The 14765-nt window shown below is 74.8% G+C and carries 16 protein-coding genes; 6 read left to right on the top strand and 10 right to left on the bottom strand.

What is annotated here, in order from left to right:
• Window positions 1-53: 53 nt before the first annotated feature.
• From WCD74_RS27230 to WCD74_RS27215, 4 genes are all read right to left on the bottom strand, one after another.
• Window positions 54-923 carry a chitosanase gene (locus WCD74_RS27230; protein ID WP_337698049.1) on the bottom strand — a complete coding sequence of 290 codons (870 nt, stop codon included), beginning with the start codon at window positions 921-923 and terminating at the stop codon, window positions 54-56.
• A gap of 80 nt (window positions 924-1003) precedes the next feature.
• Entirely contained in the window at window positions 1004-1555 is a 552-nt protein-coding gene (locus WCD74_RS27225; protein WP_337698048.1) for a quercetin 2,3-dioxygenase, read from the bottom strand.
• A 77-nt stretch (window positions 1556-1632) separates the two neighbouring features.
• On the bottom strand, window positions 1633-2286 hold the full coding sequence (locus WCD74_RS27220) for a L,D-transpeptidase (protein ID WP_337698047.1): 654 nt from the start codon (window positions 2284-2286) through the stop codon (window positions 1633-1635).
• Window positions 2287-2347: 61 nt separating this feature from the next.
• Window positions 2348-2689 (bottom strand): ArsR/SmtB family transcription factor, encoded by a 342-nt coding sequence (locus WCD74_RS27215; protein ID WP_337698046.1) that lies wholly within the window; start codon window positions 2687-2689, stop codon window positions 2348-2350.
• 81 nt (window positions 2690-2770) lie between these two features.
• Between WCD74_RS27215 and WCD74_RS27210 the strand changes: the two genes are divergently transcribed.
• Window positions 2771-4675, top strand: coding sequence for a heavy metal translocating P-type ATPase (locus WCD74_RS27210; protein WP_337698045.1), 1905 nt, complete (start codon window positions 2771-2773; stop codon window positions 4673-4675).
• Here the strand turns inward: WCD74_RS27210 and WCD74_RS27205 are convergent.
• The gene (locus tag WCD74_RS27205) at window positions 4653-6005 is read right to left on the bottom strand and encodes an MFS transporter (RefSeq protein ID WP_337698044.1); all 1353 of its coding nucleotides are present in this window, start codon (window positions 6003-6005) and stop codon (window positions 4653-4655) included. The genes WCD74_RS27210 and WCD74_RS27205 overlap by 23 nt on opposite strands.
• An 85-nt stretch (window positions 6006-6090) precedes the next feature.
• A complete protein-coding gene (locus WCD74_RS27200; protein WP_337698043.1) occupies window positions 6091-6723 on the bottom strand; it encodes a TetR/AcrR family transcriptional regulator in 633 nt (210 codons plus the stop codon).
• Between the two features lie 67 nt (window positions 6724-6790).
• Between WCD74_RS27200 and WCD74_RS27195 the strand changes: the two genes are divergently transcribed.
• The 3 genes from WCD74_RS27195 to WCD74_RS27185 all read left to right on the top strand — a co-directional run bounded on the left by WCD74_RS27195 (window position 6791) and on the right by WCD74_RS27185 (window position 10038).
• Window positions 6791-7702, top strand: a complete 912-nt coding sequence (locus tag WCD74_RS27195; RefSeq protein ID WP_373696141.1) for a shikimate dehydrogenase — start codon at window positions 6791-6793, stop codon at window positions 7700-7702.
• Complete coding sequence (locus WCD74_RS27190) at window positions 7692-9578, top strand: sugar phosphate isomerase/epimerase and 4-hydroxyphenylpyruvate domain-containing protein (protein ID WP_337698042.1); 1887 nt, start codon at window positions 7692-7694, stop codon at window positions 9576-9578. Before WCD74_RS27195 ends, WCD74_RS27190 begins: the two co-directional genes overlap by 11 nt.
• A gap of 88 nt (window positions 9579-9666) precedes the next feature.
• Window positions 9667-10038 (top strand): hypothetical protein, encoded by a 372-nt coding sequence (locus WCD74_RS27185; RefSeq protein ID WP_337698041.1) that lies wholly within the window; start codon window positions 9667-9669, stop codon window positions 10036-10038.
• A 4-nt stretch (window positions 10039-10042) separates the two neighbouring features.
• On the opposite strand, the gene WCD74_RS27180 is transcribed toward WCD74_RS27185, so the two are convergent.
• The 3 genes from WCD74_RS27180 to WCD74_RS27170 form a co-directional block, all read right to left on the bottom strand.
• Window positions 10043-11281, bottom strand: a complete 1239-nt coding sequence (locus WCD74_RS27180) for a cytochrome P450 (protein ID WP_337698040.1) — start codon at window positions 11279-11281, stop codon at window positions 10043-10045.
• Window positions 11282-11292: 11 nt separating this feature from the next.
• The gene (locus WCD74_RS27175; protein ID WP_337698039.1) at window positions 11293-12231 is read right to left on the bottom strand and encodes a PDR/VanB family oxidoreductase; all 939 of its coding nucleotides are present in this window, start codon (window positions 12229-12231) and stop codon (window positions 11293-11295) included.
• 74 nt (window positions 12232-12305) lie between these two features.
• Window positions 12306-13088 (bottom strand): IclR family transcriptional regulator, encoded by a 783-nt coding sequence (locus WCD74_RS27170; RefSeq protein WP_337698038.1) that lies wholly within the window; start codon window positions 13086-13088, stop codon window positions 12306-12308.
• Window positions 13089-13424: 336 nt separating this feature from the next.
• Here WCD74_RS27170 and WCD74_RS27165 point away from each other — a divergent pair, with 336 nt between their 5' ends.
• Both WCD74_RS27165 and WCD74_RS27160 read left to right on the top strand, forming a co-directional pair.
• Window positions 13425-13721: a hypothetical protein gene (locus WCD74_RS27165; protein WP_337698037.1), complete on the top strand. Its 297-nt coding sequence runs from the start codon at window positions 13425-13427 to the stop codon at window positions 13719-13721.
• A 34-nt stretch (window positions 13722-13755) separates the two neighbouring features.
• Window positions 13756-14514, top strand: a complete 759-nt coding sequence (locus WCD74_RS27160; protein WP_337698036.1) for an alpha/beta fold hydrolase — start codon at window positions 13756-13758, stop codon at window positions 14512-14514.
• 12 nt (window positions 14515-14526) lie between these two features.
• On the opposite strand, the gene WCD74_RS27155 is transcribed toward WCD74_RS27160, so the two are convergent.
• Window positions 14527-14700 carry a hypothetical protein gene (locus WCD74_RS27155; RefSeq protein WP_337698035.1) on the bottom strand — a complete coding sequence of 58 codons (174 nt, stop codon included), beginning with the start codon at window positions 14698-14700 and terminating at the stop codon, window positions 14527-14529.
• Between the last annotated feature and the right edge of the window lie 65 nt (window positions 14701-14765).

Genomic DNA, 14765 nt, shown 5'->3' with positions numbered 1-14765 from the left:
CCCGTGCCCCACACCCGCATCCTGGCCGGGCTCCCGACCTCCGAGGGGGCCGCTCAGGGGATCGAGTAGGTGTCCCCGTAGACCGACCACGTCAGCGGCGTCGCCAACGCGTAGTTGCCCTCCCGCGCGAACTTCTGCTGGAGGTCGGTGATCCGCGAGACGTCCTCGTGGGCGGGCTCGGAGCGCATCACCGCGATCCTCGCCGTCCAGAAGGCCTCCAGGTAGCGGGCGAGGTCACCGCCCCGGGCCGGGGTCCTCGCCCGCTGCGTCGCCGCCGCGCGGATGCCCCCGAAGCTCGCGGAGTCCGTGCCCGGGCCGTGCACCACCATGGCGTCGTAGTAGGCGAACTGACCCAGCGGCGGCAGTCCGTCGGCCTCCGCCGCCGCGACCGCGGGCTCGAAGTAGACCCGGTCCCGCACGCGGTCCTGCGCGGCGGCGAACCCGGACGCGAAGCGGGGGTCGGTCGCAGACTGCCGCCACGCGTCCTCGAAGGCCTCCCCCAGACCCTCGTGCGAGTCGCTCCCGTCCACCGCCCGCAGCGCCGGGATGTACGGCGCGAGCGGGTTCCGCGGGGTGGCGACGGTGTAGTCGCGCACCAGGGTGAGCATGTCGCCGGTCCCCGACGTGAAGCCGATCAGTCCGCCGGTGTAGCCGCGCCCGTCCCCGATGTCCTCGAGGTAGCCGTACTGTCCCCGCCAGTCCAGCGTCGAGTTCTCGGCGCTGGAGACCAGCTGCATGGCGAGGTCCTTCGTGCCCGGATCACGCAGGCTGGTGGGCTCGGTGGGCCTCGTCTCGACGACGGGGCTGGGGGCCATGGGCGGCGGGAGCGCACCGGCGGGCGCCTCGCCGCCGCCACACCCGGCGGCGAGGACCAGCACCGCCGCAGCCACGGCAGCCAGGACCCCGCGAGCCGATGTCGTCATCGCCGTCCCTCCCGTGCCGCCGGTCGCGGTGCCCAGGATCGCGGATCACCCCGCGTGGCCGGACGCGGGGACCGGCGTGATCACTCCGGCCACTCGAAGTCGGGGAGGAACTGGTTGTCGTAGGCCGCCGCGGCGGCCCCGATGCGCGCACCGTCCGGGACGAACGGCGGCCCGTCCGGCATCGGGCGGTCCGTCGGGGTGCCCATGGCGGCGAAGAAGCGCTCGAAGCCGCCGGTCGCCGTGCCGATCATGCGGCTCTGCTGCTCCACCCTGTAGGCGTGCGGGACGCCGGACGGCACGAACGCGAAGTCGCCCGGGCCCAGCAGCTGCGAGACCTTCCGCCCGTCCGCCTGCTGGACGTACACCCGCACCCCGCCCTCGATGACGAAGAACGTCTCGTTGGTCGCGGCGTGCGCGTGGGTCGGGATGATGTCCCCGGGCGGCGCCTCCTGCGTGAACACGCCGAACTGGCCGTTGCTCTCGTCGCCGCTGCACAGCACGGTGAACACGTCGCCGAACAGCTTGGCGTGCTCGCCCTCGCCCCGGCGCAGGAAGTACGCGTCGGGCCGGCCGGGCAGGACACCGTGCCACGCCGGTCGTCCCGACGGGTCCTCGATGAAGGAGAAGCTCACGGGCGAGAGGATCGCGGACGGTCACTCGGCCCGGCACCCCGACTGCCGCTGAGCGGCAAGACGACCCGGCGACCGCATCAGGAACCGGCCCGCGCGGTCCTCTCCTCGGAGCCCTCGACGACCTGCACCTTGTCGCCGATCTGCAGGTCGTCGAACATCGCCTTCGCGTCGTCGGTCTCCATCCGCACGCACCCCGCGGAGGAGCGGGCCGGGTCGCCGGCGTGGAAGGCGATCCCGCCGTCGTTGAAGAACACCGAGTACGGCATCGGCGCCGGGCGGCCGTCGGGGGTCCGGGACTCGCCGCTCACGTGGTCGGCCTCCTTGCGGTACACGCGCAGCGAGTGCCCCACCGGCGTCTCGTAGCCCTCGCCGCCCGAGGAGATCGTCATCGGGCCGCGGACGACCTCCCCGTCGCGGATCAGCCACGCGCGCTGCGTCTCGAGGTCGACGCAGGCCCGGGCGGAGATCGAGCAGGGCGTGCCGGGGGTCGCGGGCTCGGCGTGGGCCGCCCGGGCCACCGGGTTCGTCTCGGTCGAGCCGTCGGCGAGCGCCGGCACGGCGAAGGCCCCCGCGATGACCATGGCGACGCCGCTCAGGGCGGCACCCGCCCACCAGCGGCGGCGGCCCGGCCGCTCCGGCGGCACGCTGCGGTGCCGGCCGGCCGTGGACGTCGTGTCGGTGCTGATGATGGACCTCCGGATCGTGCGCGGTGCTCTCTCGTCCGCCGTCATCCGTGCCATCGGACGCGGGGAGACCGGACTGGAGCGTCCGTCCGGACGAACACCGACCGGCCTATCCGTCCACCCGGCCCGTGGTCAGGTGCTCGACGTGGAACACGGCCTCGTCGAGCAGTTGGGCCACGTGGTCGTCGTGCAGCCGGTAGCGGATCTGGCGCCCGTGCCGCTCACCGACCACCAGGCCGAGGTGGCGCAGCACCCGGAGCTGGTGCGACACCGCCGACTGCTCCATGCCGACGTCGGCGACCAGCTCGCCGACGGTGCGAGGTTCGTCGCGCAGGCGCAGCAGCAGGTGGACCCGGCTCGGCGTCGACAGGGCGTGCATCGTGCGGGCGACCGCGTCGACGGCGTCCTTCGACAGGACGCCCGCCACCGTGGCGTCGGTGCCGTGACCCATGCCCCGGAGCGTACTCACCTCAGCGATTGGTCAGACATGAAAATATGAACGCGCGTTCATTCGTCTGTACGGTGTGCGTCCGTGACCGCCCTCGACGTCCGTCCCGCTCCCCCGGCGGGTCCCCCGCGCCGGCCGCTCCTGGTGCGTCTGCCCGAGGCCCGCCGGGCCGGGCTCGCGCTCGCCGCCTTCATCGTCGGCGGCCTCCTGGTGCTCCTCGGCGCCCCGGCGTGGTCGTGGGGCCCGATACTGGCCGCCAGCTACGTGGCCGGTGGCTGGGAGCCCGCCGTCGAGGGGCTCCGGGCACTGCGCGAGCGCCGTCTCGACGTGGACCTGCTCATGGTCGTCGCCGCCCTGGGCGCCGCGGGGATCGGGCAGGTGGTCGACGGGGCACTGCTCATCGTCATCTTCGCGACGTCGGGTGCGCTCGAGGCGTGGGCCACGGCGCGGACCGAGGAGTCGGTCGGCGGACTGCTCGACCTCGCGCCGTCCCGGGCGACCCGGCTGACCGGCGATGCCGAGGAGGAGGTGCGCGCCGAGGTCCTCGCGGTCGGCGACGTCGTCCTCGTCCGCCCCGGCGACGCGATCCCGGCGGACGGTCTCGTGCTCGACGGCGCGGCCGAGGTGGACCAGTCGAGCATCACCGGCGAACCCCTCCCGGTCCCGAAGGGCGCCGGGAGCGAGGTCTACGGCGGCACGATCGCCGCCGGCGGGGCGCTGCGGGTGCGGGTCGCACGGCCCGCCGGCGAGTCGGTCGTCGCACGGATCGCCGCCCTGGTCGAGGAGGCGTCGCGGACGAAGGCACGGACCCAGCTGTTCATCGAGAAGGTCGAGCAGCGCTACTCGGTCGGGATCGTCGTCGCGACGCTGGTGATCTTCGCGGTCCCGCTCGGGCTGGGTGCGACGCTCGACGACGCCCTCCTGCGCGCGATGACCTTCATGATCGTCGCCTCGCCGTGCGCGCTGGTGCTCGCGACGATGCCGCCGCTGCTCGCCGCGGTCGCCCACGCCGGGCGCCGCGGCCTGCTGGTGCGCTCGGCGCAGGTGATGGAGCGCCTCGGGGCGGTGGACGCCGTGGTGCTGGACAAGACGGGCACCGTGACCGTCGGCGCCCCCCGCGTCGTCGGCGAGCCGGCCGACGACGTGCTCGCGCTCGCCGCCGCCGTCGAGACACCCAGCGAGCACCCGCTGGGCCGGGCCGTCGTCGCGGCGGCAAGGGAACGGGACCTCGCGATCGACGGGGTCACCGACTTCGTCGCCGAGCCCGGGGTCGGCGTGCGCGGCACCGTGCGCGGCCGGCGGGTCGGCGTCGGCCGGGCCGACACCGGCTCCCGAGAACCGGCCGACCACGAGCAGGACGGCGCGATCACCCTGGTCGACGTCACCGACCTCGGCACCGGCCGGGTCCTCGGCAGGCTCGGGATCGCCGACACCGTCCGCCCCGACGCGGCTCGGGCCGTGGCCGACCTCGCCGGTCGCACCGTCGTCCCGCCGGTGCTCGCGACCGGCGACCGCGCGCCGGCCGCGGAGGCGATGGCCGCCCGGCTGGGGATCACCGACGCGCGGGCCGACCTGCTCCCGGAGGACAAGGTCGCCGTGGTGGCGGACCTGCGGGCCCAGGGGCGCACCGTCGCCGTCGTCGGCGACGGGGTGAACGACGCCCCCGCCCTCGCCGGCGCCGACGTCGGCATCGCGGTCGGGCGCGCGGAGCTCACGGTGCGCACGGCGGACGTGGTCGTCCTCGGGGACGACCTGGGACGGCTGCCCTGGCTGCTCGACCTCGGACGGCGCGCGCGTCGCACCGTCGTCGCGAACCTCGTCCTCGCCGGCACGATCATCGTCGGCCTGGTGACCTGGGACCTGGTCGGGCACCTGCCGCTCGCGCTCGGGGTCGCCGGGCACGAGGGCTCCACGATCCTCGTCGCCCTCAACGGGCTGCGCCTGCTGCGCGGCGGGCGACGCGGGGTCACCGCGGGGCGTCGGCCGTGACCGCGTCGGAGCGGGACACGGGCCGCAGGCCGAGGTCCTCGGTCGGAGTGCGGTGGTAGTCGCGTCCGGTGGCCACGGCGACGATGTTGAGCAGGCAGACCGCGCCGACGAAGCCCGCGACGGCGGGCCAGTTCCCGCCGTCCTCCCCCGCCAGGGCGGTAGCGATGGAGGGTGCGAACCCGGCGACGGCGAAGCCGATCTGCGTGCCGATCGCGACGCCGGAGAGCCGCACGCGGGCCGGGAACATCTCGCCGTAGAAGGCCGGCCACACCCCGCCGGTGGCGCTGTTGCCGAGACCGAACACGAGGATGCCGAAGACGAAGATCCAGACGTAGCTGCCGACCGAGATCGCGTACAGGTAGCCGACCATCGTCACGGCCATCCCGACCGACCCCGCGAGGAAGACCGGCTTGCGGCCGATCCGGTCGCCGAGCAGGCCGAAGAACGGGATGACGACGATCGCGACGAGGTTCGCCACGACCCCGACCCACAGCATCGCGGTGCGGGAGAGCCCGACGTCGTTCACCGCGTAGGACAGGGCGTAGACGGTGAAGATCGTGCTGACGGTGGCGATCGTGGCGGCCAGGACGACGCGGACCACCGAGCCGAGGTGCTCGCGCAACAGCACCGCGACCGGGGCCCGCACGGTCTCCGAGCGGCGCTCCTGCTCCTGGAAGACCGGCGTCTCCTCCAGCGTGCGGCGGATCAGCAGCCCGGCCACGACGACGATCGCGCTGAGCCAGAACGGCACGCGCCAGCCCCAGGCCAGCAGGTCCTCCGTGGGCAGGGCGGCCACCGGCAGGAAGATCGCCGTCGCGAGCACCTGCCCGAACTGGGTCCCGCCGAGGGTGAAGCTGGTGAAGTAGGCGCGGCGGTGCGGGGGCGCGTGCTCGAGGCTCGTCGACGACGCCCCGGCCTGCTCGCCCCCGGCCGAGAAGCCCTGCAGCAGGCGCAGCACCACCAGGATGATCGGCGCGGAGACGCCGATCGACGCGTAGGTGGGCAGGCACCCGACGGCGAAGGTCGCGACGCCCATGAGCAGCACCGTGGACACGAGGATGCGCTTGCGGCCGAAGCGGTCGCCGAGGTGGCCGAGCACGAAGGCGCCCAGGGGCCGGGCGAGGTAGCCCGCGCCGAAGGTCGCGAGGGCGAGCAGCGTGCCCGTCGCCGGCTCGGAGCCGGGGAAGAACAGCCGGTTGAACACCAGCGCGGCCGCCGTGCCGTAGATGAAGAAGTCGTAGTACTCCAGGGCACTGCCGATCCAGGCCGCCAGGGCGGCCTTCCGGGGCTGGGCGGGCGGCCCGGCGGGGGCCTGCGGCGATCCGGTCACGACCACTCCCTCGGCACGGCTATGTACCAGATGGTTACGTACCGGATGGTGAGTTGAGGCGTCGCGGCCTGTCAAGCGCCCGGGGTCAGGCTCGGCCGACGTGCGCAGTCAGGTACTCCACGACGAGGTCGCCCACCATGCGCCGGTAGTGGTCGCGGCGAGCGGGGTCGAGGAGGTCGCGGTCGAAGACCGCCTGGAAGGTGTGCCGGTTCGCGGTGCGGAAGATGCAGAACGCGCTGATGACCATGTGCACGTCCAGGGCGTCGACGTCGTCGCGGAAGAGCCCCGCCGCCCGGCCGCGCTCCAGGATGCCGCCGAGGACGTCGACCGCCGGCGCCGCGAGGCCGGCGAGGGCCTCGGACTCCCGCAGGTGCTCGGCGCGGTGGACGTTCTCGATGGCGACGAGGCGCACGAAGTCCGGGTGCGACTCGTGGTGGTCGAACGTCAGCTCGGCCAGCGCGCGCATGGCCCGGGCCGGGTCGAGGTGATCGACCTCCAACTGCGTCTCGAGCGCCCGGATGCCGGCGTAGGCGTCCTCGAGCACCGCGAGGTAGAGCCCCCGCTTGCTGCCGAAGTAGTAGTAGATCATCCGCTTGGTGGTGCGGGTGCGGGCGGCGATCTCGTCGACCCGTGCCCCGGAGAACCCGTGGTCGGCGAACTCCGCGGTGGCCACGGCGAGCAGGTCCGCGCGGGTACGCACCGCGTCTCGTCCGGCCACGGCGTCGACCCTAGGGGACCACGGCGGGGCCGTGACTATGAACCATCTGGTACGTACGCTGCCGCTCGTGAGACTCGTCGGGGAGCCGGACACGATGCACGTGGGCCTGATCGGCGCGGGGGTCGGTCCGTCGCTGTCCCCCGCCCTGCACGAACGCGAGGCCCGCGCCCTCGGGCTCGCCTACCGCTACACGCTGATCGACCTCGACGTGCTCGGGGTCGACCCCGAGGACCCCGCGGCCGTCGGGGACCTGCTCCGACGGGCCCGCGACGCCGGCCTGCGCGGCGTCAACGTCACCCACCCCGTCAAGCAGCGGGTCCTCCACCACCTCGACGCCCTCGCGCCCGACGCGGAGGCGATCGGTGCGGTGAACACCGTCGTCTTCGACGAGGGACGGGCCGTCGGGCACAACACCGACTGGTCCGGGTTCGCCGCCGCCCTGCACGACGGGCTCCCCGGGGTGGCGGTCGGCCGCGTCGCGGTGCTCGGAGCAGGTGGAGCCGGGGCGGCGGCAGCCCACGCCCTGCTGGTCGCCGGCGCCGGGGAGGTCGACCTCCTCGACGTCGACGCCGAGCGGGCGCGGGACCTCGCGGGCCGGCTCGGCGCCACCTTCGGTCCCGGACGGGCACGGGCCCGTCCGGTCGACGGGATCGCCGACGTCCTCGCCGCGGCCGACGGGCTGGTGCACGCGACCCCCACGGGCATGGCCGAGCACCCCGGCCTGCCCGTGCCCGGCGAGCTCCTGCACCCGCAGCTGTGGGTCGCGGAGATCGTCTACCGACCCCTGCGGACGGCGCTGCTCGCGGCCGCCCAGGCCGTCGGCTGCCCGACACTCGACGGCGGGCTCATGGCCGTCCACCAGGCCGCCGACGCGCTGCACCTGTTCACCGGCCTGCGCCCCGACGCCGCCCGCATGCGCCGCCACCTCGACGACCTCGTCGCCGCGCCGGACGACCGGGAGGACCACCGTGCCGTCTGACCCCCGCACCGCCATCGCCACGGTGTGCCTGTCCGGCGCCCTCGAGGACAAGCTCGCGGCGGCGGCCGCCGCCGGCTTCGACGGCGTGGAGATCTTCGAGCCCGACCTGGTCGCCTCCCCGATGTCGCCGGGCGAGGTCCGGCTGCGGTGCGCCGACCTCGGCCTCTCGATCGACCTCTACCAGCCCTTCCGCGACCTCGACTCCACCGACGACGACCGCCTCGCCGCGAACCTCCGGCGCGCCGGCCACAAGTTCGACGTCATGCACGCCCTGGGCTCCGACACGGTCCTGGTGTGCTCGTCGGTCGCCCCCGACGCCGTCGCCGACCCCGACCGGCTCGCCGGGCAGCTGCACGAGCTGGCCGAGCGGGCCGCCGACCGCGGACTGCGCCTGGCCTACGAGGCCCTCGCCTGGGGCCGGCACGTCGACACGTGGGAGGCGTCGTGGGACGTCGTCCGCCGCGCCGACCACCCGGCGCTCGGGCTCTGCCTCGACAGCTTCCACGTGCTCTCCCGCACCGCCGACCCCGACGGCATCGCCACCGTCCCCGGCGACGCGATCTTCTTCCTGCAGCTCGCCGACGCCCCGGTCCTGGCCATGGACGTCCTGCAGTGGAGCCGCCACCACCGGCTCTTCCCCGGCCAGGGCGGTTTCGACCTGCCCCGCTTCCTCGCGGCGGTCCTGACGGCGGGTTATCGCGGGCCGCTCTCACTCGAGGTGTTCAACGACGTCTTCCGCCAGGCCGACCCGGTCCGCACCGCCGCCGACGGGCACCGCTCCCTGCTCGCGCTCGCCGAGGCGACGGCGGCCGGCGGCACGGGGGTCGACCCGGTCGGCGTCCCCGCGCCCGACCTGCTCGGGACCGCGTTCGTCGAGATCGCCACCGGCGACGACGCGGGCCCCCTCGACGACACGCTCAGCGCGCTCGGCTTCTCGCGCACCGGCCGGCACCGCACCAAGCCCGTCGACCGGTGGGAGCAGGGCCGCGCCCGCATCCTCGTCAACCGCTCCGGCGCCGACGCGGCCGCCGTCAGCGCGCTCGCGGTCGAGTCCGCCGACCCGGCCGCGGCGGCGCGGCGCGCCGCCCGGCTCGGCGCGGCGCCGCTCCCCCGCACCCGGGGTCCCGCCGAGGCCGACCTCCCGGCGGTCACCGCACCCGACGGCACGGCCCTGTTCTTCTGCCGGCCGGGCGACGACTCCGACTGGAGCGGCGACTTCGAGCCGACCGACATACGGGGCGACGGCCTCGGCGTCACCGGGGTCGACCACCTCGGGCTCGCCCAGCCGTACGACCACTTCGACGAGGCCACGCTGTTCTACCGGTCGGTGCTCGGGCTCCTACCGGGCGGCACCGGCGAGTTCGCCGCCCCTTTCGGCCTCGTCCGCAGCCGCGGGCTCTCCGACCCGGCCCGCCACGTCCGGCTGGCCCTGACCGTGTCGCTGCTGCGACGCGGCGAGTGGGCGCCCGGCGTCCCCGAGCCGCAGTACATCGCGCTCGCCGTCGACGACGTCGTCACGAGCGCCGCGGCCGCCCGTGCCGCCGGGGCCCCGCTGCTCGCGATCCCGGACAACTACTACGACGACCTCGCCGCGCGCGTCGACCTGCCGGCCGAGCGCCTCGACGCGTACCGCCGGCTCGGGGTCCTGCACGACCAGGGCCCGGGTGGCGCCTACCTCCAGGTCTGCACCGAGGTCCTCGCCGGGCGGGTCTTCGTCGTCCTCGTCCAACGCCTCGGCGACGACGACGGCTACGGCTGGACCGACGCCCCGGTCCGCATGAGCGCCCACCGACGGCAGCGGATCGCCCGTCGGTTGAGCGGGTATCGCACGGCTCACCATTCGTCCTCGTTGTCGAACGGGCTGCCGGACGAATGATCCACGGGGCCCCGGGAGGAGCGGGGAACGGCATCATGGAGGTGCGGGCCGGTCAGGTCCTCGCCAGGAACGATGTCGAAGGAACGCCATGTCTTCCCCGTCGCTCGCCCGCCGAGCCGACACCTCTCCCACCGACGCACACACGCACCCCGAGATCCTCGTCCTCAGCGTCCATCCCGACGAGTGCGGGGCCGACGCGGCGGAGCACTGGGCCCGCCGGGTCCCCGGCGCCCGTCCCGCCCTGAGCAGCGACGCCACGCTGGACGAGCAGCTCGGGACCGCGCAGCAGGTCCTCGTGCTCGACCCCGGCGCCCTCGCGGCCCGACGCGGCTTCGGAGCCCGGGCCACCTCCCAGGAGCGGTTGCAGCTGATCGCCCGTCTCGCCGGGCGTCGGGCACAGGTCACCTGGGCGCGCACGGCGGCCCAGGCCACCCGCTGGGCGGAGACGCTCCAGGCGTAGCGCCTCAGCGGGCGAGGTGCAGGCGCAGCGGTTGCTCCTCGAACGCGCGCATCGTGTTGTTGAGGTGGCGGGTCGGGTCGGCGGTCGGCTCGATCCGCTCGACCCGGGCCGCCAGCGCGGTGAGCAGCGCGGCCGCCTCGAGGCGGGCCACGTGCTGGCCGACGCACTGGTGCAGGCCCATCCCGAACCCGACGTGCCCCGACGGGTCGCGGGTGAGGTCGAAGCGGTCGGGGTCGTCCCAGTGCCGCGGATCGCGGTTCGCGGCGCCGAGGAACATCAGGATCTTCGCGCCCTCCGGCACCACCGTGTCGCCGACCGGGACGTCGGTCTCGGCGGTGCGGAAGAACGTCTGCACCGGCGACTCCCAGCGGACCGCCTCGTCGAACGCGACCCGCGCCAGGGTGGGCTCCTGCCGCAGTGCGGTCCACGCCTCCGGGTGGGTCGCCATCGCCCGCAGCACCGCACCGAGGCCGTGCACGGTGGTGTCGACCCCGGCCGAGAGCAACGACCGCACGATCAGGGGCGCCTGCTCGTGGGTGATGTCGCCGCGGTCGGCAGCCGCCCAGATCTCCGCACCGAACCCGTCGTCGGTGAGCACCTCCCGGGCGCACTGGGCGTTGACCCACCCGCCGTGCTCGGCGATGTGGGGGTTGCCCTGCTCGACGAGCCAGTTGGCGGGGCCGAAGGCGTTGAAGAGGTGGTCGCCGTAGGGCAGCAGGTGCTCGCGGCCCTCCCGAGGGACGCCGACGGCGTCCGGGAAGACGCGCAGCGGGAAGGCCTCGGCCAGGTCGGCCATGCCGTCCACCTCGACCGGCCCCGCCCCCGCGTCGGCGAGCAGCGTCTCGACGTGCTCCTCCGCCGCGGCGAACCACCGGTCCCGCAGCCGCCGCAGGGCGCGCGGGCCGAGGATCGGGGCGAGCACCCGGCGGGGCGCGTCGTGGTGCGGCGGATCGGTCTCCAGCAGCAACGACGGCGGGCGCCACGGCTCCTCGCGCCGGAAGTTCGTCAGCCCGACACCGGCCCCGGAGCAGAACCGCTGCCAGTCGATCAGCGCGGCGTGCACGTCGACGTAGCGGCCCATCCCGTAGAGGTCGTAGCGGGCCAGGTAGGTCACCGGCCCGGCGTCGCGCAGGGCCGCCTGGAACGGCAGCGGATCGCCGAGGATCTCCGCGGAGAACGGGTCGGCCTCGCCGAGCGGACCGACGAAGGTCCCGGGACCCGTCGTCGGGATGGTGGTGGTCATGACGACGTCTCCTAGAGGTCGAGCACGAGGCGGTCGCCGGCCGCGCGGGACACGCACGGGAACATGCAGTCGCCCGCCGCGCGCTCGTGGTCGGTGAGGATCGAGTCCCGGTGGTCCGGGACCCCGGCGAGCACGGTGGTCTCGCACGTGCCGCACGTCCCCCGTTCGCAGGACGACAGCGTGGTCGCGCCCGCGCGCCGTGCCGCCTCGAGCACCGAGACGTGCAGGGGCACGGTCACGGTCGTCCTGCTGCGCGCCAGCTCCAGCTCGAACGGCGCCCGGCGCACGGGGGCGGTCAGGTCGTCGGCGGTGAACCGCTCCGTGCGCAGCCGGTGCGGTTCCCAGCCGGAGTCGACGACGGTGCGCTCGATCGCGGCCAGCAGCGGCGCGGGCCCGCAGCAGTAGACCGCGGTGTCGTGGCGCGGGGTCCCGACGACGTCTCCCAACGGGAGCAGCCCGGCCTCGTCCTCGGGGACGATCCGGACGCGGTCCCCGTGCACGGCGAGCTCGTCGAGGAAGGCCATCGAGGCGCGGCGCCGCCCGCCGTAGAGCAGCTCCCACTCCGCCCCGACGAGCGCGGCCTGGGCGATCATCGGCAGCAGAGGCGTGATGCCGATCCCGCCCGCGACGAACAGGTACCGGGGCGAGGGGACCAGCGCGAAGTGGTTCCGCGGGCCGCCGAGGACGACCGGCGCGCCCACCCCGAGCTCGTCGTGGACGAAGGCCGACCCGCCGCGCCCGTCGGGCTCACGCAGCACCGCGACCCGGTACCGGTGGGCGTCCCAGCGGTCACCGCACAGCGAGTACTGCCGGGTCGCCCCGGAGCCGAGGGTGAGGTCGACGTGGGCGCCGGGCTCCCAGTCGGGTAGCCGCCCCCCGTCGGGGCGGGCCAGGAGCAGCGACACCACGTCCTCGGCCTCGACGGTCTTCTCCAGCACCGTGAGCTGCATCCGCGGCCTCCTCGCCTCCGGGCGTCCTGCCCGGTGAGGATGCAGACCCGTGAACGGGCCCCGATATGGCCTTCTCATTCAATGGGCGAGGACCTGCCGTCGAGGCCGGCGGAGCGGGCCAGGCGGCGCTCGATCTGCCGGGCGGCCGCGGTCAGCGTCGGCACGTGGGTGCGGGCGTCCTCGTCGTTGGGCACGATCACCGACACCGCCGCGGCCACGCTCCCCGACTCGTCCCGCACCGGGACCGCGATCCCGGTCGCCTCGAGGTGCAGGAAGCCCGGGCACAGCACGAAGCCCTGCTTGCGGATGTCCGCGAGCCGGCGCCGCAGCTCGCGGGGATCGGTGACGGTGGCCTCGGTGAAGCGGGCCAACGGACCCCCGAGCACGCGTTCCTGCCGTTCCGCCGCGCCGAAGGCGAGCAGCACGAGGCCCGAGGACGAGGCGTGGATCGGCAGCCGCGCCGCGATCCGGGTGTAGTTGACCACCGCGCGCTCGGTCGAGAGCCGCTCGACGAACAGCACCTCGTCCCCGTCGAGCACGCCCAGCTGCGCGTGGTGCCCCACCACGCGCAGGAGGTCCTCGAGGACCGGCATCGCCAGCTCCCGCAGCGACAGGGTCGGGGAGGCGCGTGACGCCAGCTCCCACAGCCGCGTCCCGACCCGCACGCGCCGGTCGGCGTCCCGGGTCAGCAGCCCGTGCGCCTCCAGGTCGGCGATCAGCCGCGAGCCGGTCGCCGTCGGGAGGCCGGCACGGCGCGAGACCTCCCCGACCGTCAGGGCCCGGTCCTCGGGCGTGAACGCCTCGAGGATCCGCACCACCCGCTCGAGGACACCCTCCCCCGACGACGAACGCGCCATGGCCGGGAGTGTCCTCCTCGACCGCGTCCCCATCGACGGACCGTTCGGCGACGAGGACCGGCCGGACGACGACCGGGGATGCCGGCACCTGCAACCGACCCGCTCACCCGGCTGCCCGTTCCGGTCGACCGGAGTCGCGGACCGTCGAGGCCGGGCTGCTCCGGCTGTCGCAGGACACACGACCGGACGTCGCCCACGGTGCCGCCGGTCGGGGCTCGGGACCACCGCCCGGACGGCCCGCAGGACTCACGATGGGTCACCGACCCCGCGAGCCGGTGATCCACACGCGATCCGTTGTCTGAAAAGAGCCCCCGGACGCCCTCGACGGAGACACCGATGCGCTCACACCCCGGTCCTCACCACGACCGCCCTGCCCGGCCGCTCACCGCGCGGGAACTGACCGCACTCGACGACCTGGAGATCCGCCTCGCGGTGACCCGGTCGGGGCTGCGCTCCGAGACGTCGTGGTCGCGCGCGGCCGCGACGACGGCGACCGCCCTGCTCGTCGTGCTCGTCCTCGTCGCGGTGGGCGCCCTGACCGGTCCCGCGGGCGTCGTCCTCGTCGGGGCCGTGCTCGTGATCGCCGTCTGCGGATCGGCCGTGTACGACCTCCTCCGGTGGCCGGGGCCGTAGCCCGTCGGGCGCCCGGAGAGGGCAGGATGCGGCCATGACGGTGGCACTGGTGCACGGCAACCCGGAGAGCGCGGCGCTGTGGGACCCGCTCGTGACCGAGCTGGCGAAGGCGGGCGTCGACGACGTCGTCCGGCTCTCCCCGCCCGGCTTCGGCGTGCCGCTGCCGGCCGACTTCCCGGCGACCGTCACCGCCTACCGGGACTGGCTGATCGCCGAGCTCGAGCGCTTCGAGCAGCCCGTCGACCTCCTGGGCCACGACTGGGGCGGCGGCCACGTCGTCACCGCGCTCATGGAGCGCCCGGAGCTCGTCCGCAGCTGGGCCAGCGACGCCCTGAGTCTGTTCGAGCCGGACTACACCTGGCACGACCTCGCCCAGGTCTGGCAGACGCCCGGCGACGGCGAGGCCAACCTGGACGAGCTGTTCGGCGGGACCCCCGCCGACCGGGCCGCCCGGATGGAGGCACTCGGCATCGGGCACGCCGAGGCCCTCCGGATCGCGGGCGTGCAGGGCGACGAGATGAAGCGGGCGGTCCTCGCGCTCTACCGCTCCGCGGCCCAGCCCGCCATGGCCGAGCTCGGCCGGGGGCTGCCGACCCTGGCCGCCCGTCCCGGCCTCGGCATCGTCGCCACCGCCGACCCCTTCGGCGGCTCGGAGGAGCTCCGTCGCCGCGCCGCGGAGCGCGCCGGCGCCGAGGTCACCGTGCTCGACGGGCTCGGGCACTGGTGGATGTGCGAGGACCCGGCGCGGGGCGCCCGCGTGCTCACGGCGTTCTGGCGCGCCCGCGCCTGGTGACGGTCCTGCGGGTCAGCCGCGGGTGACCTTCGTGGCCCGCCCGGCGTCCGCGTCCGCGTTCCTCCGGCGGTCGATCTCGTTCTCGACCGCGCCCCAGGCGAGGACGGCCGCCACGGGCCCGAGGATCATCGCGGAGGCTCGGAGGACGGGACCGAGCGCTCTCAGGGCGAGTCCGGCGATCATCATGACGCTCCTCGGGTCGCGGGGATCAGCAAGATACCCCGCCGTCGGTGCGTTCAACGGCGAGCAGG

The organism is Actinomycetospora aurantiaca (assembly GCF_037401875.1).
Lineage (GTDB): Bacteria > Actinomycetota > Actinomycetes > Mycobacteriales > Pseudonocardiaceae > Actinomycetospora > Actinomycetospora aurantiaca.
The sequence above is the reverse complement of the archived record's forward strand: the minus strand, read 5'-3'. Positions and strand labels throughout refer to the sequence as shown.

What these genes read in the sequence shown, in the direction of transcription:
- WCD74_RS27220 (WP_337698047.1), bottom strand. Translation starts at nt 2,286, where the DNA reads ATGACGGCGGACGAGAGAGCACCGCGCACGATCCGGAGGTCCATCATC.
- WCD74_RS27175 (WP_337698039.1), bottom strand. Translation starts at nt 12,231, where the DNA reads ATGCAGCTCACGGTGCTGGAGAAGACCGTCGAGGCCGAGGACGTGGTG.
- WCD74_RS27215 (WP_337698046.1), bottom strand. Translation starts at nt 2,689, where the DNA reads ATGGGTCACGGCACCGACGCCACGGTGGCGGGCGTCCTGTCGAAGGAC.
- WCD74_RS27230 (WP_337698049.1), bottom strand. Translation starts at nt 923, where the DNA reads ATGACGACATCGGCTCGCGGGGTCCTGGCTGCCGTGGCTGCGGCGGTG.
- WCD74_RS27170 (WP_337698038.1), bottom strand. Translation starts at nt 13,088, where the DNA reads ATGGCGCGTTCGTCGTCGGGGGAGGGTGTCCTCGAGCGGGTGGTGCGG.
- WCD74_RS27165 (WP_337698037.1), top strand. Translation starts at nt 13,425, where the DNA reads ATGCGCTCACACCCCGGTCCTCACCACGACCGCCCTGCCCGGCCGCTC.
- WCD74_RS27155 (WP_337698035.1), bottom strand. Translation starts at nt 14,700, where the DNA reads ATGATGATCGCCGGACTCGCCCTGAGAGCGCTCGGTCCCGTCCTCCGA.
- WCD74_RS27185 (WP_337698041.1), top strand. Translation starts at nt 9,667, where the DNA reads ATGTCTTCCCCGTCGCTCGCCCGCCGAGCCGACACCTCTCCCACCGAC.
- WCD74_RS27180 (WP_337698040.1), bottom strand. Translation starts at nt 11,281, where the DNA reads ATGACCACCACCATCCCGACGACGGGTCCCGGGACCTTCGTCGGTCCG.
- WCD74_RS27160 (WP_337698036.1), top strand. Translation starts at nt 13,756, where the DNA reads ATGACGGTGGCACTGGTGCACGGCAACCCGGAGAGCGCGGCGCTGTGG.